The following is a 23,074-nucleotide window of genomic DNA, read 5'->3' on the forward strand; positions in this document are numbered from 1 at the left end:
GCCAACCAGCGTACGGCCCCCTGATCATGCTCGACCCCAGACCGGGCAGGCCACCGGCCAAACCCGCTCCACCGACCTTGCTGCCACCCTGCGCCGGATCGCCAATACTTCCGTCTAAGTAGCGAACCCATGGCGCGTTGTGACCAGGAGCATATATCTTCTGGCCAGCAGCCGACTCGGGGAGGAAGGCATGGCAGACGGTCGCCCGGACGACGCCGAGGACCAGGATCGCAAGCTAGTGCGCGTTGAGGTGTCACAACTCCTCGGGCGATTCGATCACGAAATCCCCTTCTCCCCCCAGAAAGACTTTGTAATTCTTCATGGCCCTAATGGAATCGGCAAGACTAAACTGCTGGAACTCATCGATGCCACCTTTTCAATGAACCTGCAGCTAATCTCCGAAATTCCATTCCGATCGGCCGTCTTCGAATTCAATGATGGCAGCGCGATCATAATCGAGCGCACAGGGCAGGAAGCCCTCCCCGGAATGGGGGAAGAGGAAAGCCTTAGCGAGGAACTTAAGTTTCAGCTCAAACAGCCCGGCGGCAGAACAATTCCCTGGAATGCGTCGAAAGCCCTCAGGCGGGGAGAATTCTCTCCCGGATTCCTTCGCTTGATGGAGAGCGAACTTCCCATTAGGCGAGTTACCGGCACTAAGTGGCGTGACCTATCCGTCGGTGACATTGTACCTGCGCGAGAGATCTATCAGAGGTATAGCGAACTACTTCCTCGCGCGCCACTAGTTCCACAATTGGATGAAATTCCAGCGGAGATTTCCGATACGCTCTCCTCGATCACAGTCCATCTAATTGAAACTCAACGCCTGATTAACCTTCAGGCTATGCGCCCAAGCCGTTCATCACGTGATCCAGACAACGTCCGCCAGCCAACAGTGGTGCGCTTTTCCGAGGATTTCTCTCGCAGGCTCGGTGAGGCCATGGCTCAGAATTCTCGGGTCTCACAAGGATTGGATCGGTCGTTTCCTCGTAGGCTCCTCTCTGAGACCAACCTGCATCCCGAGATCACCGAGGACGCGATCCGCAGCCGTTACTCAGAGCAAAATGAGATCAGGCGCAGGCTGACTCAAATTTCGGTATTGGACGCATCCGGTGAACTACCGCTACCTGATCGCCCGCTTGAAAACTGGGAGCGGAGGGTTCTTTGGACCTACCTCGACGACACGGAAGAAAAGCTCAACACCTTCAAAGAGCTGCTGAATCGCGTTGACCTTCTTCGGGAAATCGTCAACTCTCGCTTCCTGTACAAGGAACTAGTCCTCGATCGAGAGGGCTTTCACGTCGTAACGGCAGGCGGAAAGGAAATTCCTCCGAGCAAGCTTAGTTCAGGCGAACAGCATGAACTGGTACTTGCCTACGACTTGCTGTTTAACGTGAAACCTAACAGTCTTGTTTTGATTGACGAGCCAGAAATCTCACTGCATGTAGTATGGCAAAAGGAATTCCTCAACGACATCGTGCGCATCGCAGCAATTAATTCCGCACGATTCATGGTCGCCACACACTCCCCCCAAATCATTCATAAATACTGGTCGGAAACTGTAGGACTCGAACCAGGCTACGAGAATGAGGAGATGTGGAGTTAAGGGGATGCTGCAGAATCTCACGGGCGACGACCTATTCTCCTACCTCATCCTCTTGGGCGCTGGTTCCAGTGACCGTAGATACCTGATTTGCGAAGGTGACTCCGACTGTGCAGTCCTGGATCCCCATCTCCAGGAAGACGCATGTGAAACGGTTCCGGGATACGGAAAAGATTCCGTTGTCGTTGCGATCAGCCTGGTTGAGCAACAGGGACTTCGCAATGTTGGAGCACTCGTAGATCGAGACTGGAATAAGTCGCGTCATTCGATAAGCTCGTTGGCCGCCCGGACTGACTTCTATGACATAGATGCCACGGTCTTCTTCTCGGGTACCGTTTGCCGCCGAATTGTTTCGGCCTTCTGCGATCGCGAAAAGGTACGGGAGTTTCTCAGTATTCACAAACTTGCTTCACCGGCAGATGCAGCGGTCAGACTTGCTCTTCCTCTCGGTGTGCTCCGCAAGCTCTCGTACGATCACGGATGGGGCCTACGCGTTGCTGGGACACCGATCAAGGAAGTAGTGCGTGAGTCAGGTGACGCTGTCGACACCAACCAGCTATTTGACCTGTGTCTGAAGCGGTCGAAGAAGGCGCGCATCAGCCAGAATGACAAAGCTCATGTTCTGGCGCTCTTCGAGACGGAAATGGCGTCCGTAGCAAATTCCTCAGAGTACTGCTGTGGCCACGACCTCAACTCCGTGCTGGCATATTTGATGCAGGCACACTGGGGTGGACGAGTAAGCAAGGACATGCTGGAGCGTGCCATGCGAGGAGCCCTCTCTTGTGCAGAGCTCGCGTCAACTCGACTCTATGGTCAGATTCATTCCGTGCTGCGTTCCCCGGAAGGGAGCTTGTTTAATTGTGGAACCACTCGAATAAACCACCCAGGAGTGCCGCAGGCACGGGCAGCAGCGGAGGACCACCTGGGGGAGGTGCCCTGAAACGCTGACACCCTGAACGAACGATGGCTCGGGCAGCTTCCAGCGGATCCTCTTCAGATCGATCGCCTGGTCTGTCAGAAAGTCGTGCTCGTCCTCCAGGTCCTCCCAGCTGTACCGGTGGAGCTGGCCGGCTGCGGTCAGCTCGGCCTGCTATGACGACCGACTCACCGCGGTCACGGACGGCCTCGATGGCCTCCCCCTCGTCAGCGTGGCGGAAGTGGTGCCGCTGGGGCGGCTTCATCGAGTGCTTTGAAGTACGCCACGGTTTCTGCTTTGATGCGTTCCAGGTCAACCACGGAACCATCGTGCCGACGCACGCGGTTGCCCCGTTCTGACATCCACGAGTGACATCAACGACGCCGGACGCCAGCACTCTTAGGCGGTCCGGCACGGCCAGCGTGGCCGGGTGGCTCCCCGACGGTGCCGTGGAGCGATCGAACTCCTAAAGCGGGTGTCGCAGGTTCGAATCCTGCCGGGGGCACAAGGTCTGACCAGCGCGTTTACCTCTCTGAGGTAGGCGCGCTGTTCGTCGTAGCCATGGCATTAACCATGAATAGGTTCCAGAACCATGGCGAACACCAAGAGCAAGCGACGTCAGCGCGGCAGCATCCGCCCCAACGGGGCCGGCTTCCAGGTCCGGGTCTACGCCGGACGTGACCCGCTCACGAAGAAGGACCTCTACCTCCACGAGCAGGCCGACACGGAGGCCGAGGCCGAGAAGGCCCGCACGAAGCTCCTCCACCAGGTCGACGAGAACCGCCACCCCAAGACCCAGGTGACCATGTCGTTCCTGCTCGACCGGTGGCTGGGCGTCGCCGAGCTCGACGAGACGTCGTACGAGCGGGCCGAGGGCATCATCCGCAACTACCTCAAGCCGACGTTCGGCGACCTCAAGGCGGGCAAGCTGACCGCCGAGATGCTGGAGCTGTTCTACGCCCGCCTCCGGCAATGTCAGGAACAGTGCGAAGGCCGGCGCAACGGCAAGGCCGACCCCAAGACGAAGCGGAAGCACGTCTGCGAGCCGCTCTCCGCAAACTCAGTCCGCAAGGTTCACTTCATCTTGCGGCCTGCGCTCAACCGCGGCCTGCGCTGGGGCTACGTGACGACGAACGTGGCGGCCCTCGCCGAGCCGCCATCCCAGCCCAAGCCGAACCCCGATCCGCCCACCCCCGAAGAGGCAGTTCTAGTTCTGAACACTGCCTGGCAGCGAGACCTGGACTGGGGAACGTTCCTGTTCATGACGATGGTCACCGGCTCACGCCGCGGCGAGATGTGCGCTCTGCGCTGGTCGGACATCAACCTCGACCGCCTCGAACTCTTCGTGAAGCACTCCAACAACGGTCGCAGGATCAAGGACACCAAAACCCACCAGCGTCGCAAGCAGGCCATCGACGTGATCACGCGTTCCGTCCTCGCCGCCCACCGAGCCCGCGCCGAGGAACGCTGCAAGGCGCTCGGCGGTGAACTCGCCCGTGATGCCTTCGTGTTCTCCGGTGAAGCCGACAGCTCCGACCCACTCGTGCCCGCAAGCGTCAGCCAGCGATACCGCCGCCTCGCGAAGAAGCTGAAGATTCACGCCAGCATGGCCTGGAGATCGTCATGGCGGTCTGCCAGGGCTTCGAAGCGCAGCGGGAACCGGTCGGCAAACGCATCACCGCCCGCATCGCCCTGCTGGACGACCCGGCCGGTGCGGTCACCGGACGACGTCCCTTGTAAGGAGGGCGCTCACACGCCGGTCTACTGATCACCGGTCCCGCCCCCAGCGAGACTGACGAAGCCCACGGCATCCGACCCGGTCGGGTGCCGTGGGCTTCTGCCGTCGACACGGCACTTCGCGTCACGCTCGGCGCAGGACGCCCAGCTGCCCCACCCGGCATCCGCCTCGACGCTGTGCCACTCTCCCGGCAGAGCGGCCGCCACAGCGGTCGCGGGCAGATACAGCGGGCCGTCCTCGCCGAGCTGGTTGATCCACAGGAGCACGCCGTCCTGGGCCAGCACGCGTGCCGTTTCCGGGGGGAACAACAGCATGTCGATGGCAGCGACCGCCGCGACCTGCCCGTCCGCGAGCGGAAGCGCACCGGCATCCGCCCGCACCCGCCAGGGCGAGCGTCCTGAGGCCCGGCAGAGCATCTGCTCGGAGAGGTCCAGACTGATCACACGCCGGAAGGCGTGTTGCAGCAGTCCGGTGTACAGGCCGGTGCCGGATCCGAGTTCCAGGCATCTCCTGTCGGGGATCGGGCCGCCTCGTCGCAGTGCGTCGCGCAGCGGGTCGTCCCGTCCGGTGGCGCGGGTGCTGTCCCACTCGGCGGCCAACTGGTCGAACCGGGCCGCGATGAAGCGAGCGGTGTCGGCGTCCCAGAGGCGGCGGCCGGCAGCCAGGTCGCGGGCGAAGGCGCGGAAGACCGCAGCCGTTTCCGCCGGTGGGACCGGTTTGCTCACGGGGCTGGGCCGTTCCCGAGGCAACGTGGCAATCACCACTTCATTGCACCAGACGGATGCGGGACAGCGGACCGGCCCTGAGGTGGAGAGTTGAGCTCCACCTCGAGGTGGAGACAGCGGGGCGGCAACCGCCTGTTCCTCATATGCGTGTTGTCCTACGGTGCTGGAAGCATCCAGGCGTCGACGGGGCGGAGGTTGCGGTGGGGAACGGAGCCACCCTTGCGGAGCGGATAGCCGAGAGACGAGCCGGGACGGGGGATCCGCGAGCTCTCGTGGGCGAGTTGCGGCGAGCGCCCCTGCTCGTGCCGCTGGGCGGCGACGGCCTGTGGACGGCACACTTCCGCGGGGTCCGCTGGGTCTGTGCCTTCACCGACGAGGACGCACTGGCCCGGTTCCTGAGCCGCCAGGGTCCTGGCGACCGGGCATGGGAGTACGCCGTACTGCTCGGTGCCAGGTTGCTCGACGAGATCATTCCGGCGATGGCCGAGCCGGCCGGTGTCGCGGTCGACGTGGCGGACGAGGACGGGGCGATGCTCTTCCCGCCCGTCGTGGGCATCGTGCCCGAAGCCGTATCGGTGGACGCCGAGGCAAGGGAAGGTGGGCACTGATGGGAGACAGCGCCAAGGACCTGCACGTCGACGAGTTCAGCGTCCGCCGTCTCACCCAGGGACTGCGGGACGCCATCGGGGAGCTCAAGGACATCGGCTCCGCCACGGGCGCCGTCCTCGGCAAGGGTTTCTCCGACTTGGCGATGACCGGCATGGAGGCCGGCCACCACGGTCTTTCCGTCGACTTCGAGGATTACTGCGAGCGCTGGGAGTGGGGCGTCCGGGCGCTCATCCACGACGCCAACGCCATCGCCGCGAAGCTCGGGCTGGCGGCCGGTGTGCTGTGGGAGGAGGACCAGTACGTCGGGACCTCGCTGAAGGTCGGCGTGAACGCTCTCGCCGGCGGCGATCCGCATGCCTCCGAGGAGGAGATCGGACAGCAGAGCTGGGGCGATGTGTTCACCCCCGACTGGATCCACCCGGACTACAGCCCGGAATCCTTCCGGCGGGCAGGCGACGACATCGAGCAGACCTGGAAGGACACCGGGCGCGACCTGCTGACCGAGGGGCGCGGCGGGCAGCAGTCCCGCATGCTCAACGACCTCCTGGGTGTGGACCAGAAGGACTTCGACCAGGCGGTGGACAAGACCTTCGGGCCGTCGCCCGAGGAACGCGCGGCCCAGCAGCAGGAGAACAACGGGGGGTGACCGGTCGTGGGAATCGGCGACTTCATCAGTGACATCACGCCCGACTCCGTGGAGAACGCGGTCGAGGGCGCCACCGAGTGGGCCGGCAACCGGGTCGAGGACGTCGGCGACTGGAGTGCCGACCGGCTCGACGACGTGGGCTGGGAGTCCGGCGCGGACTGGGTACGGGAGAAGTCCCGCTCGGTCGCCAACCGCTTGGGCGCCGAGGTCGACGAGATGGACCTCGGACAGACCGAGGACAAGACGAAGCTGATCTACGGCAGTCCCGGCACTCTCCGCTCCACCGCCGGCCATCTGCGGGCGTTCCAGAAGGGGTTCAACAACGTCGGCCTCGGGCTCGAGGGCCTCGACTCGGACTCGCTGAAGGGCCAGGCGGCCGACGCCTTCCGAAGCGCGGTGAAGATCCAGCCGCCCAAGTGGTACAAGGGCGCCGACGCCTTCGAGGATGCCGCCAAAGCGCTGGAGGCGTTCGCCGACACGGTCACCTGGGCGCAAGGCCAGGCGCAGCTCGCCATCGACAAGTGGAAGCAGGCGGAGAAGGCGTCCCAGGACGCCGCGGACGCGCACAACCGGAAGGTCGAGGACTACAACAAGGCCGTCACGCACTACAACGCCCAGCCCGCCGACAAGCGCGACCTGTCGCAACTGCCGCCGAAACCGGGGGACACGTTCCCGGATCCCGGCGAGGGCGTGCGGAAGGAGGCGCAGGAGCTCCTCGCCGAGGCGCGCCGGCAGCGCAACGCCGCCGCCGAGACCGCCCGTTCTGCCATCACCCGTGCCCGCGACGCCGCCCCGCCGAAGCCGTCGTACGCCGAACAGGCCGGCGACGGCCTGGACGAGCTGGACATCATGCAGACCCACTTCGGCGGCGGCATCGTCAAGGGCACCGTGGGGCTCGTCAACTTCGTCCGCGGTCTCGACCCCATGGACCCGTACAACCTCACGCACCCCGCCGAGTACGCGATGTCGCTCAACAGCACGGCGGCCGGCCTGGTCCAGGTGGCCAACGACCCCTGGGGCGCCGGCAAGCAGATGCTGGGCGACTTCATGAAGGATCCCGCCGAGGGCTTCGGGCGGCTGGTCCCCGACGTCGTCCTCACCGTGGCCACCGGAGGTGCGGGCGCTGGGGTGAAGGGCGCGCGGGCCGCCGAGGAGCTGGCCGACGCGGCGAACGCGGCACGGCGCGCGGAAGGGCTGGAAGACGCCGGCTCCGGAGCGCGGCGCGCGGACGACGTCGCCGATCCGAGCCGTCCTCCGAAGGTCAAGTGCTCCGGCCGCGAGCCGGTCGACTTCGCCACCGGCCGTATGTTCCTGCCGCAGGTGGACGTCTCGCTGCCCGGCTCCCTGCCCCTGGACTTCCGGCGCGACTTCGAGTCGTCCTACCGGGGTGGGCGCTGGTTCGGGCCCACCTGGTCCTCGACGATCGACCAGCGGCTGACGGTGGACGCGATCGGCGTCGTCTTCCACGGCGAGAACAACGTTCTGCTGTACTTCCCGCATCCGGCGCCCGGCACCCCGGTCCTGCCCGAGGCGGGCCCCCGCCACCCGTTGGAGCGCCACGCGGACGGCGGCTACACGCTCACCGATCCCGAGACCGGCCTGATCCGCCATTTCCTCGCCCCGCCCGGCGTCGAACCGGGCGGTGACGGCACGGCTCCGCTGGCCGAGATCACCGACCGGCAGGGGCGTACCGTCACCGCCGAGTACGGCGAGTTCGGCGACCCGCTCGCGCTCACCCACTCCGGTGGCTACCGCCTGGAGTTCAGCACCGAGAACGGCCGGATCACCGCACTCAGCGCCCAGGGCACCGAACTGGTCCGCTACGGCTACACGGACGGCCACCTCACCGAGGTCAGCCGGTCCTCCGGCGTCCCCACCCGCTTCGAGTACGACGGCGAGGGCCGCATCCTCGCCTGGACCGACACCAACGGATCCCGCTACACGTTCGTCTACGACGACCAGGACCGGTGCGTCAGCCAGACCGGTGCCGAAGGACACCTGGCCTCCGAGTTCCACTACAGCGAGCCGGATCCCGGCACCGGCCTGCGCACCACCACCGTCACCGACTCCCTGGGCCACACATGGCGGTACGCCGTGAACCACCGCTTCCAGGTGGTCGCCGAGACCGACCCCACGGGGGCGACGACGTGCACCACGCAGGACCGCTACAACCGTGTGCTCGCCCGCACCGACGCGCTCGGCGCCCGGACGGAGTTCGCGTACGACGACGCCGGCCGGCTCGTGAGCGTCACGCACCCCGACGGCAGTGTGCAGCGGGCGTCGTACGACGGCCTGGGCCTGCCGGTCGAGCTCAGCCTGCCGGGCGGGACCCGCTGGCGCCAGCAGTTCGACGAGCGCGGCCGGCGTACCGCGGTCACCGACCCGGCCGACCGCACCACGCGGTACACGTACGACGAGCGGGGCCATCTCACTTCGGTGACCGACCCCCTCGGAGCGGTCACCCACCTGCGCCACGACCCGGCGGGGCTCCTGGTGGAGCGCAGGGATCCGGTCGGCGGCTCGACGACCTACCGACGTGACGCCTTCGGCCGCATCGTCGAGAAGACCGACCCGGGCGGGAACACCACGTCCTACGACTGGACACCCGAGGGCCACCCCGCCCGCGTCACCCACCCCGACGGCGCGACCGAGTGCTGGACGTACGACGGAGAGGGCAACTGCCTCTCCCACACCGACGCTCTGGGTGCCACCACCCGCTTCGAGTACACACATTTCGACCTTCTCGTCGCCCGCGTCGACCCCGACGGCACCCGCCACGCGTTCGTCCACGACACCGAGCTGCGCCTGACCTCGGTCACCAACCCCTGTGGTCTGCGGTGGAGCTACCGCTACGACGGCGCGGGCCGACTGGTCGAGGAGACCGACTTCGACGGGCGCACCACTCGCTACGAGGTCGACCCGCTCGGTCACGTCTCCTCGCGGACAACCCCGCTGGGGGCCACCGTCCGCTACGAACGGGATGTGCGGGGCAGGGTGGTCCGCAAGGACGCGGCGGGTGCCGTCACGTCCTACACCTACGACCCGGCCGGACGTCTCCTGCAGGCCGTCGGCCCCGACGGCGAACTCGCCTACCAGTACGACCGATGTGGTCGCGTCAAGGCGGAGCTGTCCGACGGCCGTCCACTCACCTTCGCGTACGACGCGGCGGGCCGCCGGACCCGGAGGATCACCCCCGGCGGGCAGGTGACGTCGTACGCGCACGACGCCGCCGGACGCACCGTCCGGCTGACGGCCGGCGGACACGAGGTCGCGTTCACCCGGGACGTGGCCGGCCACGAGCTGTCCCGGAACTTCGGGGAGGCGCTCACCCTCACCTCGTGCTGGGACGAGTCCGGGAGGATCACCGGGCAGGAGGTCGCCCACGGCGACCGGAGCGTCAGCCGCCGCAGTTACGCCTACGACCGCAACGGACACCTGGTCGGCATGGACGACACCCTGCGCGGCCGGCGTCGCTTCGCCCTCGACCCGGCCGGCCGGGTCACCGGCGTCGTCGCCGACCGGTGGAGCGAGACGTACGCCTACGACCACGAGGGCGGCCGGGCGACGGCGGCGCGCTGGCCCGACGCGCACGCGGGTGCCGACGCCCAGGGTGAGCGGGTGTACGAGGGCACCTGCATCATGGGAGCCGGCGCCAACCGGTACGCCTACGACGAGGCCGGGCGGCTGGTCCGGCGCACACGGACCAGGCTGTCCCGCAAGCCCGACACCTGGCACTACGCCTACGACGCCGAAGACCGGCTCACCTCCGTGACCACGCCGGACGGCACCGTCTGGCGGTACCGCTACGACCCGCTGGGCCGCCGCACGGCAAAGGAGCGGCTCTCGGCCGAAGGCGATCGGGTCGTCGAACGCACCGAGTTCGTCTGGGACGGCCCCGTCCTGGCCGAGCAGTCCACGACCCCGACCGGTCAGGTGCCCCACCGCACCACCCTCACCTGGGACTACGATGGTCTGGCACCCGTCGCCCAGACCGAGCGGCTCACCGACGCGGCCACGCAGGACGAGATCGACGCCCGCTTCTTCGCCGTCGCCACCGACCTGATCGGCACCCCCACCGAGCTCATCGACGAACAGGGCCGCATCGCCTGGCACAGCCGCACCACGCTGTGGGGCATCACCACGTGGAACGCGACCGCGACCGCGTACACCCCCCTGCGCTTCCCCGGGCAGTACTTCGACCCCGAGACCGGACTGCACTACAACCACCACCGCTACTACGACCCGCAGACCGCCCGCTATGTCACCCCGGACCCGCTCGGTCTGGCGCCCGCCCCCGACCCGGCCGGCTACGTGCACAACCCGCACACCACCAGCGACCCGCTCGGCCTCGCTCCGTACGAGAACAACGGCGGCCTCGGCAACCTCGTCAAGGTCAACAAGCCCGACCCCGCCGCAGACGCTCTGGCCGAGCGGCTCGGCGGCGAGTCCCGGGTGAAGTTCGAGCACGACCCGAAGGGCCGGGAGATCGACGCGATCAGCGACGACTACGTGGCGCAGTCGAAACCGGGGGGCATGCAGATGGGCAGCGCCCTCAGAAACCAGGCAAAGGCCACATTCGAGTACGCGATACAATCCGGCCGCACTCCTTACTTCCACTTCGACGGCGAGCCGGGTCCCGGAGTGATCGCCAAGCTCCAGGAGTACGGCAGGCGGTACGGGATCGAGCCCGTGATCGACACGAAACCGCTGTGAGAGGCACATGTACGAGTTCCATGGCTGGTTCGGCATCGCCGAGTCCCCCGAAGAAGCGGACACGGGAACCCTCGAAGAGGGAGTGACCGAACTGCGGGCAGCCATCGACCGCATCGACTGGGCGACCGGCGAGGCGACGCTGAAGATCCACAATGGGGAGTACTTCGTGCGCACCGACGGCCTGGTGAACCGGCGCCGTGACGAGGCCGAGGAACTGGACGCCCTGATCCACTTCATCGCTCACCGCTTCCCCGGCTCCTGGGGCCTGCTCTACGAGCGCTCCGCGGACATGGACCACCCGCCGGGCCCGGGAGCCTTCCGGGTGCGCGTCATGGCCAGGGGGCAGATCCAGGACCGGCTCGATCCCTTCCTGTCACCGGTCCGCCCGGTCATCGAGGACTGACCCGCGGCTCATGGGTCCCGGGTGGGTGTCGCACCCGGGACCCCGCCGTCATGAACAGACCGTCCCGTTTTTCGGCACCGTCCCGGTCAGCAGGTAGGCGTCCACCGCGGAGTCGACGCAGTCGCTGCCGCTGCCGTAGGCGCCGTGGCCCTCGCCCTTCCAGGTGAGTTCCACGCCCACGCCTCTGCCCAGCTCGTCGGCCATCCTGCGGGCGCCCTCGTACGGGGTCGCCGGGTCGCCGGTGTTGCCGACCAGCAGGATCGGCGCCGCGCCCGGCGCGCTCACCTCCGGGGTGTCGTACTGCCCGGCCACCGGCCAGTCGTGGCACCACCCGGCCGTGTCCCAGCCGAGGAAGTCCGCGAAGACCGGGGAGATCCGCTCGAACCGGGGCAGCAGCCTCTTCGTCTCGGCAGGAGTGGGCCGCTGCCTGTCGTCCAGGCACGATATGACCCGTTGGGCGTGGCTCGTCGTGCCGTAGTGGCCCGAGGAGTCCCGCTCGTTGTAGTCGTCCGCGAGCGACAGCAGTGGTGAGCCGTCACACCAGGGGCCTGACGGCCGTGCGGAGCGCGCCTCGCCTGCCGACTGGTGTCGCGTCGCCCCCAAGAGGTGCGCGGTGCTCACCGCTTCGTCGACCGCGGCTGACCTCAGCGGACTCCCCAGCCCCTCGTTTCCAAGGGTGCGTGGAAGCTCTGCGGGAACGTCATGGGAACGGGAGGCCGAGTAAAGACGGGGAACGATCAGGCAAGGGCGGAAGGCTGCACCCCGCTGACCAGTAGGAACGGTGAAGCCAGGGAGAGACCATCACAGACAGGGGACGTCATAGGCCCTCTCCTGAAGCGGGTGTCGCAGGTTCGAATCCTGCCGGGGGCACCAGTGCAAAGGCCCCGGACCGATCACGGTCCGGGGCCTTTGACAACCACCTCTGACATCGGCGATGCCGACCCGGGCCCCTGTCCGTTGCGCGGCGGGGGGACTGCTCAGCGTCACGCCCGTGTGCGGACTCCTGGGCGGTGGTCGACATCGCTTCCCCTCCTCAACCACGGGCGCGGCAATGTGTTCCGACCCACGCCAAGCCGAGCACAGCTGCCAGGCCTCCAGGCAGTCGGGGCGATCGCCCTGTGGGCGATGAGGATCGGCGCGACCGCTCGGGCATCGCACACAGCGCTAGGCGAAGTCGGTGAACGCCTTCTTGCTTGTTGCACGCGAGCGCAAGCTCGATGCGCTGTTGCTGCGTTGCCCGGTGGATCCGTACGGGCCTCAGGACATGCTGCCCCGGCAAACCGTCCCAGGGGCCGGCGTGCGGCCCGTGCGGAGGTATTGGTCGACCGTCTTCTTGACGCAGCGGTTCTGCGAATACGTGCCGTGGCCCTCCTCCTGGGCCGTCAGGAGCACGCCGACACCGTCGCCCAGGGCGCGGGCCATGTGGCGGGCGCCGGGGTAGGGGGTGATCGGGTCGCCGGTGCCGCCGACCACCAGGACGGGGGCCGCGCCGTCGGCGTTCACCTGGGGCGTGGTGCGCTCGCCGTCGAACGGCCAGCCGTAGCAGAGGTAGACGCCGGTGGACCAGGCCGCGCCGAAGACAGGTGAGGCGGCTTTGATGCGGGCCTCGTCCCGGTCGAGGCGTTCAAGGCCGGGGCGCAGGCTGGAGTCCGCGCAGGTGATCGCCGTATGGGCGACGCGGCTGTTGTCGCGTGGGGCCGCCGCGCGGTCGGCGGAGCCGATGTCGTCCGCGCCCTTGCTCAGCGGACGGCCGTCGTTGTGGTCGATCAGCGCGGTGAGGGCCTTGGCGAGTGGCGACCAGCCGTCCGTGCCGAGGCGGAGATGCTCGCTGACGGCGTACGCGAGGTCGTCGGCGTCGAGGTGCCTTCCACCGCCGGCCGGGGCGGGTTTCTTCTCCAGGCGGTCGGCCAGGCGCGCCATGCGTCGCGCGGCCTCATCGGGCCCGTCGCCGGTCGGGCAGTGGCGGATATGGGCCGCGCAGTGCACGGCGAACCGGTCGAACGCCGCCTGGACCGCCTTGACCTGCGACAGCTTCTTCTCGTCGAGGTCCTCGGTCGGATCGATGGACGCTTCGAGGACGAGCCGTCCGACGTGCGACGGGTACAGGTGGGCGTAGACCGCACCGAGCGCCGTTCCGTACGAGACGCCGAAGTAGTGCAGCCGCTCGTCGCCGAGGAGGTAGCGCATCAGGTCGAGGTCACGCGCGGTGTGCGAGGTGCCGATGTACGGGAGGAGCGCCCCGGAGTGCTTGACGCAGGCGTCGTCGCCGTCGTAACCGGTGTCGTCCGCGGTCTTCCCGCAGCGCACGGGGATGGTCGCGCCGACGCCGCGCGGGTCGAAGGAGACCAGGTCGTAACGGTCGAGGAGCGACTCGTACTGGTTGAGGAAGTCGGGCAGTCCGCTCACGCCGGACACGCCGGGGCCGCCGAAATTGAAGACGAGCGAGCCGATGCGCCGGGCGTTCGGGCCGGTGGCCTTGCGGCGGATCAGGGCGACGTCGATCGTCCTGCCGTCCGGTTTCCGGTAGTCGAGGGGGGCCTTCATGGTCGCGCAGTCGTAGCCCGTACGCGCGGAGGGCGGCGAGGTGCAGCTGGACCAGTGGAGGTGCTGGCCGGTGGTGAGCGCGGTGGGCAGACCGGCGGGCGGGTTGTGCGCGGTGAACTCCGTACGCGGCTCCGCACTCCGGCCGGGAGCGTCGTGCTGGAGCCAGGCGCTTACGGCCCCGATCGCGGCGAGGACGACCACGGCGATGATGCGCGCGCCGAGCGAGAGGCTCGGTCTGCGGCTTTGTTTCGGATGTGCGTCACTCATCGAATTCCCCGCGTCCCGCCCCTGGGCGCCCGCCCCGTGCCCGCATGCCCGCATGCCCGCATGCCCGCATGCCCGTATCCGTGATCGTCCGATCGTCGAATGCGTGCAGGATACAAGCCGCCTCCGACATGGGCATGTACGCCAGCAGCTCTCCCCAGCCCTCACACCAGTCGACGGCTGCAGTCGGATCGGACTCGGATCGAATTCCTAAAGCGGGTGTCGCAGGTTCAAGGGCTTCTGCTCGGCCTCGGACCTCTCGTCCGGGGCCGTTTGCGTGGGGGGATGGGGGTCGTCCCACGGCGCGTCCACAGCGAGACGGCCGCTGGGTATGCGATGGCGGTCCTCTCTTCGATCCCTGTGACCACGACAGGCGTGGCCGGATCGTCGTGCACCGTCCCCAGGTGCTCGCCCGGCTGCCCAAGTCGCTGTCCAGCAGCGGTAGTAGGGCACGGTCGGGCGTCTGCGTCGCTTTCCTTAAATCACGCGACACCATCTCCGGGCTGTGCGAATCTCGCCCGTGATGACACAACGAACCGATACACCTCCCACGTGGGACGAGCGTACGCAGCTGGCCACCTTTCTGGACTACGCCCGTGACACGGCGGTGGCCAAGTGCGAAGGCGTGTCCGCGGAAGACGCCCGCAAGGCACCGCTCCCGAATTCACCGTTGATGACGATCTGCGGGCTGATCAGCCACCTGCGGTGGGTCGAACATCACTGGGTTCAGGTGATGTTCCTCGGTGAGGAGCCCGAGGGGCCGCTCGCGACGGCTACCGACGACGACCCCGACCCCGAGATGCGGACGGCGGTCGACGTCCCGTTGCCCCGGCTTCTCGCCGAGTACGAGGAACAGAGCGCCCGTTACCGCCGCCTGGTGGCCGACAGCGACCTGGACTCGACGGCCAAGCGTCCTATCGGTGACGGCCGCCACGTGGACCTGCGCTGGGTGGTCCTCCACCTCATCGAAGAGATCTCCCGCCACAACGGTCACCTCGATATCGTGCGCGAGCTCGTCGACGGACAGACCGGCGTCTGACTCCCGCAAGTCTGTTGCGGTGAGCCCCTCTTGTTGATTCCATCCCCGGATGGCAGAGATCAAGGAGCCCTGGGGGCTCAGTGTGCTCGGTGCGGGGAACGTGTCTGCGGAACCCCGGATCGCTCAGGTGAAGCTTGCGGTCGACCTCGTGGCGCCGACGCCCAAGGAAGCCTTCGAGCAGGCCGGTGCGGCGGTCGTCCGGCTGCGGGCTGTGCTGCGCGAGCACGGGATACCCGATTCCGAGGTGTCCGGGTCACGCCTCGCCCTCGAGTCGGAGTTCGCCGGTTACGGCGCGGAACGGACGTTCCACGGCTACCGCTGCGAGGCGACGTACACCGTGCAGACCGAAGCGCTCGACCAGCTCGAACTCCTGATCGAGGACGCCGTCCAGGCCGGGGCCAACCGGGTCGACGAGGTGCACTTCGACGTGCTCGACAAGCCCGCGCTCCGGGACGAGGCCCGGCGTAGGGCCGTCGGGACCGCACGACGCAAGGCCGAGGTCTACGCGGACGCCTGCGGTGTGCGGCTCGGCCCCGTCGTGCACATCCAGGACGTCGACCCGGAGTCGGTCGGACGGCGCAGTCACGGGGGTCGTCTCGGGGGCGATCCCGAGTCCGACGGCGTCTTCGCGCCCGGGACCGTACGGGTCGAGGCCGCGGTGCTGCTCGGGTTCGGTCTGCTGCCGGGCTAGGCGTGGCAGCACAGCGCGCAGACGAAGGGCCACCCACGGATCCTGCGCGGATCCGTGGGTGGCCCTTCGGCCGGCCCGGCTCGGGTGACTGCTAGCGGCCCGTGCTCTTCTCGCTGATGTGGTAGATCCGGTGGGTGTCGCGGGTCATGTCGACGACCAGCTTGGTGGTGGTGTTGCGGCTCCAGGTCAGGGTGACGATGGCCTCCGTGTGGTTGCGGGCGGTGCCGTTGTCCGTGACCTTCCAGGCGATCGGGACGTTCTGGGCGCGCAGGACGCCGTCGGCGTGCTCCCGGTCCTCCCAGGCCGCCAGGGTCCTCTGGAAGGCCGGGGTCAGGTAGTGCTTGCGCAGGGTGTCGCCGAGCTTGCCGCTGTCCTCGTCGTACACCGCGTCGATGTAGGTGCCGTAGAAGTCGGCGATGCGCGTGATGTTGTCGTTCGCCTTGCCGCTCACGCTGCGCGGGGCGCCGGCGGAGGCCTGGGCGGTGGCGCCCAGGCCCAGGGCGACGGCGAGGACGCCGGCGGTCAGGACGGTGCGGGTCTTGCTGTTCATGTGTGATTCCCCGTTTTCTCGGTCGTTTCGGAGTCGGTCGGTCGTGCTGTTCGTGGTTCGCGGGCCGCTCTCCCCACCCCCGTGACGGAGAGCGGTCCCAGTCGTGCGGTCAGTGGAGCTTGTTCACGGCCGTGACGGTCGTCTTCCTGAACGCCTTCACCGGCGCGTCCCGGAAGCCGCCGAGCTGTCCCCAGTCGACGACCGTGACGGTCCTGCCGTCCCGGCCGACGGAGAGCAGCCGGACGTCGGCGGCACCCCTGGAGGTCACCGTGTGCAGGCCGTACACGTGGGCGCCCTCCTCGACGCGCAGCGCGCCGTAGTCCTTCAGCCTGGCCTCGGTCTCCGGGTCGGCCTTCTCGACGCGTGCCGCGCAGGACCTGATGTCCTTGTTCAGCCGCGCGAAGCGTCCCTTGGCCGCGGCCGTCGTGGACAACCGCACGCTGACCTGCCGTGCGCTCGTGTCCAGGTCGGTGTGGAACTCCCGGTACCAGGTGGCCGAGCCGTCGCCGCCCAGCGCCATGCCCAGGCAGCGGTCCTGTTCCACCGCCTCCGGCACGCCGGCGGTCACCTTGCCGGCCGTCCAGGCCGAGCCCGGGTGCGGTGGGAGATCGGCCGCTTTGAGGAAGCCGGGCGCCTGGGCCGCGGCGGCCTGGGCCGGTGTGGCGAGCGTCGCGCCGAGGGCGAGGCCCGTGACGGCGAGTGCGAGGAGCGTGCCGGCTCGGGTGCGCTTGGGCATGGTTGTCCCCCGTGGATGAGTGCATGGGTGTCGTTCGTCGCTCGCCGCCGGCTGGTCGGCCTGGCCTGGTCGGTGCGACACCAAGAGCATTGGCCGTCGGGGCGCCTCGGCGCAACGCCACAAGCCCCTTCGCCGACGGTGGAACCATCCCAGCCCATCTGACGTGCAGGTATATGGACCGCCTGGGATACGGGGACACACGGCAGGACGGGGGGAACGGTGGCGACCGGGGACGACGTCGAGCAGTTCGCGGCGCTGCTGCGCCGGCTGAAGGACCGCACGGACCGGAGCTACGGCTCGCTGGCCCGGCGTCTCAACATGAACACCTCCACGCTGCACCGCTACTGCGCGGGCGACGCGGTCCCGCAGGACTACGCCCCCGTGGAGCGCATGGCCGCCTTCTGCGGGGCGACCCCGGAGGAACGTCTCGAACTGCACCGCCTGTGGCTGGTGGCGCTGACGGCACGCCAGCGGCCGAGGTCCGAGGAGGGCCAGGAGGCCCACGAGGCCCAGGAGGCCCAGGAGCCGGAAACGGCCGGTGGTGCTGGTGCTCCGGAGACGGCGAGCCTCGGCGTGGGGGCGGCACCCGTAACGGCCGACGTGGCACCGGAGCCCGCACCCGCCGGTGCGACGGCCGCACCGACCTCGGCCGCACCGGCAGTGGCAGCTGCGTCGGCCGACACGGCCGACGGTTCACCGCAGCCGGCGGACGCCGAGCCGGGTGCCGACGCCGGCGGTGCCGGGCCGGCGGTCCCCCGGGACGCGAGCCGCTCGGCCGGCGGCCCCTGGTACCGGCGTCGCCGGACCGTCGTCGGTGCCGCCGCGGCGGCCGTGCTGCTGGTGACGCTGGGCAGCCTGGCCGCGCTGCCGGCCGACCGGCCCCACGACGGACCGGCCGCCGCCAAGGACCCCGGGCGGTCCCGTACCGCGGCGGCCGGCGCCTCGCACCGGCCCACCGCCGCCGCGAGCGGCAGCCCGTCCCCCAGCCGTTCTTCGCCCTCGGCCTCCGCCTCGCCGGGTGTACGGGCGTCGGGCGGCGCCGGGCCGAAGGGCCGGCCGTCGGCGGGCGGGACGAGCGACGGCCCCGCGCCGACCGGTGTGCCGCTCGCCTGGAGTGCCGACTCACAGGTGTGGCAGGGCGGTTGCGGGCACGACTACGTCATCGGGAAGGACCCGGCGCAGGTGCCCCCGCCGCCGGTGCAGCAGGACGCGGAAAGGTGGGCGGCGACCCAGGGGGCGGTGCACGGGCACCAGACGATGGTGCAGGTCTCGGTGCAGGGGAAGTCGTCCACGGCCGTCGTCCTCACGGCGCTGCGGGTCCGTGTCGTCAGCCGCGGCACGCCGGTCGCCGGCACCGCGTACGACATGGAGCAGGGTTGCGGCGGCGGCCTGACGCCCCGCGACTTCTCGGTGGACCTGGACATCGACCGGCCGATCGCCCATGCGCGCCCCGGCAACGACGGCGGAAAGGCCCTCCCCGCGGTGCGGTTCCCCTACCGCGTGTCCGCCGAGGACCCGGAGGTGCTGCTGGTCACCGCGACGACCGACGCGTACGACTGCGCCTGGTACCTGGAGCTCGACTGGTCCTCCCAGGGCCGCTCCGGCACCGTCCGCGTGGACGACCACGGCCGCCCCTTCCGTACCAGCGGCATCAAGGGACTCCCCCGCTACTGGTACGGCACGAACGGCCAGGGCGAGCGTCAGTGGGTGCCCGCCGACGCGTGAGACGCGCCTACCGTGGGACGGCCGGGAAAACCCGGGGCGCGACCAATCCGCGGGCGTCCGGGCCCCGGATTACGCGGGGACGTAACGTCCGTCGCACCCTGGGGAGATCTCTGGTGAAGGAAGCCGTCCACATCGGCACGAACCCGGCGTCCAAGCCGGACCTGCAACAACTGGTGCGCGAGGTGGCCCTCGGCGACCAGGAGGCGTTCGCCGCGGTGTACGACGCGGTGGCCGGCTCGGTGCTCGGCGTCGTCCGGGCGGTACTGCGCGACCAGGCGCAGTCGGAGGAGGTGGCACAGGACGTCCTGGTGGAGGTGTGGCGCACCGCGCCGCGCTACCGGCCCGACCGCGGTACGGCGATCAACTGGATCCTGACCCTCGCCCACCGGCGGGCGGTGGACCGGGTCCGGTCGGTGGAGGCGGCCGCCGCCCGCGACAGCAAGGCCGCGCTGCTGGCCCGGACGCCCGAGTACGACCAGGTGACCGAACAGGTCGAGATCCGGCTGGAGCAGGAGCAGGTGCGGCGCTGTCTGCGGACCCTCACCGAGCTGCAGCGGCAGTCGGTCACGCTGGCCTACTACCGCGGCCTGACCTACCGGCAGGTCGCCGAGGCGCTGGCGCTGCCGCTGGGCACGGTGAAGACCCGGCTGCGGGACGGGCTCATCCGGCTGCGGGACTGCCTGGGGGTGACCGCGTGAGCACGGCCGATCCGCACCTGCTGACGGGTGCCTACGCGCTGCACGCGCTGCCCGACGACGAGCGCACCGACTTCGAACGCCACCTGTCCGGCTGCGAGTCCTGCGCGGTGGAGGTCGCGGAGTTCACCGCGACGGCCGCCCGGCTCGCCTCGGCGGCCTCCGAGCCCGTCCGCGCCGCGCTGCGCGGGGAGGTGCTGCGCCGCGTCACCGGGGTCCGCCAGGTGGCCCCGGGCAAGGCGGCCCCGGCGCAGGCCCGGCGTTCCGTACCGCGGGGGCGTGGCCCGGCCCGGTGGGCGCTGGCCGCCTGCGTGGCCGCGGCTGCGGTGTTCGGCGGCACGGCGGTGTGGCAGTACGAACGTGCCCAGGACGCGCGGCAGCAGGCGGCGCTCGCGGAGCGGCACGCGGACCAGGTGGCCGGGGTGCTGGGGGCGCCGGACGCGGCGACGAGGTCGGCGCGGATGGCGGGGGGCACCGGCACCCTGGTGGTCTCCGCGGGCCGGGACCGGGCCGTGTTCGTGGCCTCGGGCATGGCGGCACCGCCCGAGGGCAAGGTCTACCAGCTGTGGTTCGCCGACGGCGGCCGGATGCGGCCGGCCGGTCTGCTGGGCACCGGCCGGGCCGGGCAGACGGTGCTGATGCGGGGGCGGGTGGACGGCGCCTCCGGGGTCGGCGTCACCGTGGAGCCGGCCGGGGGGTCACGGCAGCCGACCACGAAGCCGCTCGGCCTGCTGTCCGTTCCCGCACGCCCCTCACACGTGAGCTGAACACACGAAGGGGCCCGGCGCGCGACCGAGGTGGTCGCGGGCCGGGCCCCTTCGTCGGGTCAGCTCTTGGGCATCAGCACGGTGTCGACGATGTACACGTTGGCGTTGGCCGTCTTGACGTCGCCGCAGACGACCTTCGCGGAGTCGTCGACGGTGTAGGACTCGCCCGAACCGGCGGTGGTCAGCTTCGACTTCTCCAGCGTGGCGAAGGAGCCGTGCTCCAGGTCCTTCGGCGTCAGCTTCTTGCCGACGACGTGGTAGGTGAGGATCTTCGTCAGCGTGGCCTTGTCGGCGAGGACCTTGTCCAGGGTCGCCTTCGGGATCTTCTTGAAGGCGTCGTCGGTGGGGGCGAACACGGTGATGTCCTGGGCGTTGTTGAGCGTGTCGACCAAACCGGCCTTCTTCACCGCGGCCACGAGCGTGGACAGCGCGGGGTTGTGCGAGGCGGCCGTGGCCACCGGGTCCTTGGCCATGCCGTCGAAGGAGCCCGCGCCGTTCTTCGGGACGGCGGAGCAGGCGGAGCCGAACGGCTGGTCCACGGCGGTGGTGTCGCCGGCCGAGCCGCCCATGTCGCCGCCGCCGCGCGAGGCCGACGCGGGGCTCGACGAGTCCGGCTTGCCGGAGTCACCGCCCTTGGAGTCGGAACAGGCGCTCAGGGCCAGGGGCAGCACCGCGGTGGCGGCGAGGGCGACGGCCAGACGACGGGCACGGGCGTTCATCACGGTTCTCCTGAGGGGGTGTTGGGGTGTCGTTGGGGTGTCGGGGGCGTCGGGGGTGTCGAGTTGTAGGGGTGTCGGGGTCGGTCGGTAGTCGGGTTGGTGGGTCGCCGATGGTCCGGCGACCGGGCCGGCCTCGGGGCGGACGGCGGCGCGCGGCGGCCGCCGCTCCGCCCGCGAGTCCTTCTCCTCGTCCGTCACGCGGGGAATCCGGTGCCGCGGCCGGGCCGGATGGGTGGGTTGCCCTGATCAGGTGAAACACGGTCCGGGGCCAATCCGGCCCCGCTCCCGGCGGCGTATTTCGTGTTCGTCTCGCGTGTCCGCCCGGGGCCGGCCGCCCTCGCGGACCGACGCCCCGTCTGTTTCTTTACGTTTCCCTGACGCTTCCGCCGCATCCGGCGGCTCCCGCCGCGGTGTCCTCCCCGGTGTCCGGACCGTCTGGTCGGGACAGGGCGTAAGTCGCGTCGGAGAATGGAGTGCCATGGAAGGCACCGTCGTCGCAGTGGTGGTCGTGGCCGTGTTCCTGCTGCTCGTGCTGAAGAGCGGCATGCGGGTCGTCAACCAGGTGGAGCGCGGGGTGGTGTTCCGGTGGGGCAAGGCCCTGCCGAGCCACCGGCAGCCCGGGATCACCTTCCTCATCCCGTTCGCCGACCGGATGCGCAAGGTGAACGTGCAGGTCGTCACCATGCCGGTGCCCACGCAGGAGGGCATCACCAAGGACAACGTGTCGGTGAAGGTCGACGCGGTCGTCTACTTCCGGGTGACCGACCCGCTGCGGGCCGCCATCGAGGTGCAGGACTACGTCTTCGCCGTCGGCCAGGTCGCCCAGTCCTCGCTGCGCTCGATCATCGGCAAGAGCGACCTGGACGATCTGCTGACCGACCGGGAGCGGCTGCACGAGGGGCTGGCCCTGATGATCGACAGCCCGGCCGCCGCGTGGGGCATCCACATCGACCGCGTCGAGATCAAGGACGTACAGCTGCCCGAGTCGCTGAAGCGGTCGATGTCCCGGCAGGCCGAGGCCGAGCGGGAGCGGCGGGCCCGGGTCATCACCGCCGACGGTGAGTTCCAGGCGGCGCAGCAGCTCGCCAACGCCTCGCGGATCATGTCCGACACCCCCGAGGCGATGCAGCTGCGTCTGCTCCAGACCGTCGTGGAGGTCGCGGCCGAGAAGAACTCCACGCTCGTGATGCCGTTCCCGGTCGAGCTGCTGCGGTACTTCGACCGGGCCGCGCAGCACATCGGCGCCGACCTCACGAAGAGTGTGCCGCCGCAGCCGTCCCAGCCGGCTCGGCAGCCCTCGGAGCCCCAGCCGGCCCAGGAGGCCCAGGAGGCCCAGCAGGCCCAGCAGGCCCAGCAGGCCCAGGAGAGTGCCGAGCTGCCGTAGCCGCGCGAGCGGGCCGGGCTAGCATCCGCTCATGACCACTACTGACCACAACGGCTCCGCGCTGGACGTCGAGATCGGCGCCCTGCGCGGCGGCTCCGCCGGTCTGCCGGACTACGCCGGCAAGACCGTGCTCATCGTGAACGTGGCCTCCAAGTGCGGCCTGACCCCGCAGTACACGGGCCTGGAGCGGCTGCAGGAGCGCTACGCCGAGCAGGGCTTCACCGTGCTCGGCGTGCCCTGCAACCAGTTCCTCGGGCAGGAGCCCGGCACCGCCGAGGAGATCGCCGAGTTCTGCTCGGCGACGTACGGGGTGTCCTTCCCGCTGACCGAGAAGGTCGAGGTGAACGGGGAGGGCCGGCACGCGCTGTACGAGCGTCTGGTGGGCTTCGCCGACGCCGAGGGCCACAGCGGGGACATCCGCTGGAACTTCGAGAAGTTCCTGATCGGCCGGGACGGACAGGTCGTCGCCCGCTTCTCCCCGCAGACCGAGCCCGAGTCCGCCGAGGTCGTCGCGGCCATCGAGGCGCAGCTGGCCCAGCCGGCCCCGCGCGGCTAGGCATGCCCGAGCCCTCTCGGCAAGGACGGCGACTGGTCGAGAGGGCTCCGGGGT

The 23,074-nt window shown here is 69.2% G+C and carries 18 protein-coding genes and 2 pseudogenes; 14 read left to right on the forward strand and 6 right to left on the reverse strand.

The window, feature by feature from the left end; translation table 11 throughout:
- Positions 1 to 190 precede the first annotated feature (190 nt).
- The 3 genes and pseudogenes from B446_RS37075 to B446_RS40260 all read left to right on the forward strand — a co-directional run.
- The gene (locus tag B446_RS37075) at positions 191 to 1,603 is read left to right on the forward strand and encodes an AAA family ATPase (RefSeq protein ID WP_078614726.1); all 1,413 of its coding nucleotides are present in this window, start codon (positions 191 to 193) and stop codon (positions 1,601 to 1,603) included.
- Between the two features lie 4 nt (positions 1,604 to 1,607).
- The gene (locus B446_RS39225) at positions 1,608 to 2,540 is read left to right on the forward strand and encodes a DUF4435 domain-containing protein (RefSeq protein ID WP_158506764.1); all 933 of its coding nucleotides are present in this window, start codon (positions 1,608 to 1,610) and stop codon (positions 2,538 to 2,540) included.
- A 1,536-nt stretch (positions 2,541 to 4,076) separates the two neighbouring features.
- A pseudogene (locus B446_RS40260) lies at positions 4,077 to 4,256 on the forward strand (ATP-binding protein); the annotation flags it as partial.
- Positions 4,257 to 4,277: 21 nt separating this feature from the next.
- On the opposite strand, the gene B446_RS38225 reads toward B446_RS40260, so the two are convergent.
- Positions 4,278 to 5,018 carry a class I SAM-dependent methyltransferase gene (locus B446_RS38225; RefSeq protein ID WP_237751124.1) on the reverse strand — a complete coding sequence of 247 codons (741 nt, stop codon included), beginning with the start codon at positions 5,016 to 5,018 and terminating at the stop codon, positions 4,278 to 4,280.
- A gap of 161 nt (positions 5,019 to 5,179) precedes the next feature.
- Between B446_RS38225 and B446_RS16715 the strand changes: the two genes are divergently transcribed.
- Genes B446_RS16715 through B446_RS16730 form a run of 4 tightly spaced genes read left to right on the forward strand, consistent with a single transcriptional unit; the run spans position 5,180 to position 11,350 of the window.
- A complete protein-coding gene (locus B446_RS16715; RefSeq protein ID WP_043475780.1) occupies positions 5,180 to 5,587 on the forward strand; it encodes an SseB family protein in 408 nt (135 codons plus the stop codon).
- Positions 5,587 to 6,234, forward strand: a complete 648-nt coding sequence (locus B446_RS16720) for a hypothetical protein (RefSeq protein ID WP_020940628.1) — start codon at positions 5,587 to 5,589, stop codon at positions 6,232 to 6,234. The genes B446_RS16715 and B446_RS16720 overlap by 1 nt, the downstream gene beginning before the upstream one ends.
- A gap of 6 nt (positions 6,235 to 6,240) precedes the next feature.
- The gene (locus B446_RS16725; protein WP_020940629.1) at positions 6,241 to 10,947 is read left to right on the forward strand and encodes a putative T7SS-secreted protein; all 4,707 of its coding nucleotides are present in this window, start codon (positions 6,241 to 6,243) and stop codon (positions 10,945 to 10,947) included.
- A 7-nt stretch (positions 10,948 to 10,954) separates the two neighbouring features.
- Entirely contained in the window at positions 10,955 to 11,350 is a 396-nt protein-coding gene (locus B446_RS16730; protein ID WP_020940630.1) for an immunity 7 family protein, read from the forward strand.
- 48 nt (positions 11,351 to 11,398) lie between these two features.
- On the opposite strand, the pseudogene B446_RS16735 reads toward B446_RS16730, so the two are convergent.
- Positions 11,399 to 11,887: pseudogene (locus tag B446_RS16735) on the reverse strand (alpha/beta hydrolase); the annotation flags it as partial.
- 720 nt (positions 11,888 to 12,607) lie between these two features.
- Entirely contained in the window at positions 12,608 to 14,161 is a 1,554-nt protein-coding gene (locus B446_RS16740) for an alpha/beta hydrolase (RefSeq protein WP_043475783.1), read from the reverse strand.
- 520 nt (positions 14,162 to 14,681) lie between these two features.
- Here B446_RS16740 and B446_RS16745 point away from each other — a divergent pair.
- Positions 14,682 to 15,197 carry a DinB family protein gene (locus tag B446_RS16745; protein ID WP_043478461.1) on the forward strand — a complete coding sequence of 172 codons (516 nt, stop codon included), beginning with the start codon at positions 14,682 to 14,684 and terminating at the stop codon, positions 15,195 to 15,197.
- 49 nt (positions 15,198 to 15,246) lie between these two features.
- Positions 15,247 to 15,888: an SIMPL domain-containing protein gene (locus B446_RS16750; protein ID WP_020940634.1), complete on the forward strand. Its 642-nt coding sequence runs from the start codon at positions 15,247 to 15,249 to the stop codon at positions 15,886 to 15,888.
- Positions 15,889 to 15,979: 91 nt separating this feature from the next.
- Here B446_RS16750 and B446_RS16755 read toward each other — a convergent pair whose 3' ends face one another.
- Together B446_RS16755 and B446_RS16760 are read right to left on the reverse strand one after the other, a co-directional pair.
- Positions 15,980 to 16,438, reverse strand: coding sequence for a hypothetical protein (locus B446_RS16755; protein ID WP_020940635.1), 459 nt, complete (start codon positions 16,436 to 16,438; stop codon positions 15,980 to 15,982).
- A gap of 109 nt (positions 16,439 to 16,547) precedes the next feature.
- Complete coding sequence (locus B446_RS16760) at positions 16,548 to 17,174, reverse strand: hypothetical protein (RefSeq protein WP_020940636.1); 627 nt, start codon at positions 17,172 to 17,174, stop codon at positions 16,548 to 16,550.
- Positions 17,175 to 17,393: 219 nt separating this feature from the next.
- Between B446_RS16760 and B446_RS16765 the strand changes: the two genes are divergently transcribed.
- From B446_RS16765 to B446_RS16775, 3 genes are all read left to right on the forward strand, one after another.
- Positions 17,394 to 18,899: a helix-turn-helix domain-containing protein gene (locus tag B446_RS16765; RefSeq protein ID WP_020940637.1), complete on the forward strand. Its 1,506-nt coding sequence runs from the start codon at positions 17,394 to 17,396 to the stop codon at positions 18,897 to 18,899.
- A 113-nt stretch (positions 18,900 to 19,012) separates the two neighbouring features.
- Positions 19,013 to 19,597 (forward strand): sigma-70 family RNA polymerase sigma factor, encoded by a 585-nt coding sequence (locus B446_RS16770; protein WP_020940638.1) that lies wholly within the window; start codon positions 19,013 to 19,015, stop codon positions 19,595 to 19,597.
- Positions 19,594 to 20,361 (forward strand): anti-sigma factor, encoded by a 768-nt coding sequence (locus tag B446_RS16775; protein WP_020940639.1) that lies wholly within the window; start codon positions 19,594 to 19,596, stop codon positions 20,359 to 20,361. Before B446_RS16770 ends, B446_RS16775 begins: the two co-directional genes overlap by 4 nt.
- A 59-nt stretch (positions 20,362 to 20,420) precedes the next feature.
- On the opposite strand, the gene B446_RS16780 is transcribed toward B446_RS16775, so the two are convergent.
- Entirely contained in the window at positions 20,421 to 21,080 is a 660-nt protein-coding gene (locus B446_RS16780) for a fasciclin domain-containing protein (protein ID WP_020940640.1), read from the reverse strand.
- A 478-nt stretch (positions 21,081 to 21,558) separates the two neighbouring features.
- Between B446_RS16780 and B446_RS16785 the strand changes: the two genes are divergently transcribed.
- Positions 21,559 to 22,464: a slipin family protein gene (locus B446_RS16785; protein ID WP_020940641.1), complete on the forward strand. Its 906-nt coding sequence runs from the start codon at positions 21,559 to 21,561 to the stop codon at positions 22,462 to 22,464.
- Between the two features lie 31 nt (positions 22,465 to 22,495).
- Positions 22,496 to 23,020 carry a glutathione peroxidase gene (locus B446_RS16790; RefSeq protein ID WP_020940642.1) on the forward strand — a complete coding sequence of 175 codons (525 nt, stop codon included), beginning with the start codon at positions 22,496 to 22,498 and terminating at the stop codon, positions 23,018 to 23,020.
- Positions 23,021 to 23,074 lie beyond the last annotated feature (54 nt).

The organism is Streptomyces collinus Tu 365, assembly GCF_000444875.1.
GTDB classification, from domain to species: Bacteria; Actinomycetota; Actinomycetes; order Streptomycetales; family Streptomycetaceae; genus Streptomyces; species Streptomyces collinus_A.

What these genes read in the sequence shown, in the direction of transcription:
- B446_RS16785 (WP_020940641.1), top strand. Translation starts at nt 21,559, where the DNA reads ATGGAAGGCACCGTCGTCGCAGTGGTGGTCGTGGCCGTGTTCCTGCTG.
- B446_RS16760 (WP_020940636.1), bottom strand. Translation starts at nt 17,174, where the DNA reads ATGCCCAAGCGCACCCGAGCCGGCACGCTCCTCGCACTCGCCGTCACG.
- B446_RS16745 (WP_043478461.1), top strand. Translation starts at nt 14,682, where the DNA reads ATGACACAACGAACCGATACACCTCCCACGTGGGACGAGCGTACGCAG.
- B446_RS16755 (WP_020940635.1), bottom strand. Translation starts at nt 16,438, where the DNA reads ATGAACAGCAAGACCCGCACCGTCCTGACCGCCGGCGTCCTCGCCGTC.
- B446_RS16720 (WP_020940628.1), top strand. Translation starts at nt 5,587, where the DNA reads ATGGGAGACAGCGCCAAGGACCTGCACGTCGACGAGTTCAGCGTCCGC.
- B446_RS16780 (WP_020940640.1), bottom strand. Translation starts at nt 21,080, where the DNA reads ATGAACGCCCGTGCCCGTCGTCTGGCCGTCGCCCTCGCCGCCACCGCG.
- B446_RS16740 (WP_043475783.1), bottom strand. Translation starts at nt 14,161, where the DNA reads ATGAGTGACGCACATCCGAAACAAAGCCGCAGACCGAGCCTCTCGCTC.
- B446_RS39225 (WP_158506764.1), top strand. Translation starts at nt 1,608, where the DNA reads ATGCTGCAGAATCTCACGGGCGACGACCTATTCTCCTACCTCATCCTC.
- B446_RS37075 (WP_078614726.1), top strand. Translation starts at nt 191, where the DNA reads ATGGCAGACGGTCGCCCGGACGACGCCGAGGACCAGGATCGCAAGCTA.
- B446_RS16750 (WP_020940634.1), top strand. Translation starts at nt 15,247, where the DNA reads ATGGCAGAGATCAAGGAGCCCTGGGGGCTCAGTGTGCTCGGTGCGGGG.
- B446_RS16790 (WP_020940642.1), top strand. Translation starts at nt 22,496, where the DNA reads ATGACCACTACTGACCACAACGGCTCCGCGCTGGACGTCGAGATCGGC.
- B446_RS16730 (WP_020940630.1), top strand. Translation starts at nt 10,955, where the DNA reads ATGTACGAGTTCCATGGCTGGTTCGGCATCGCCGAGTCCCCCGAAGAA.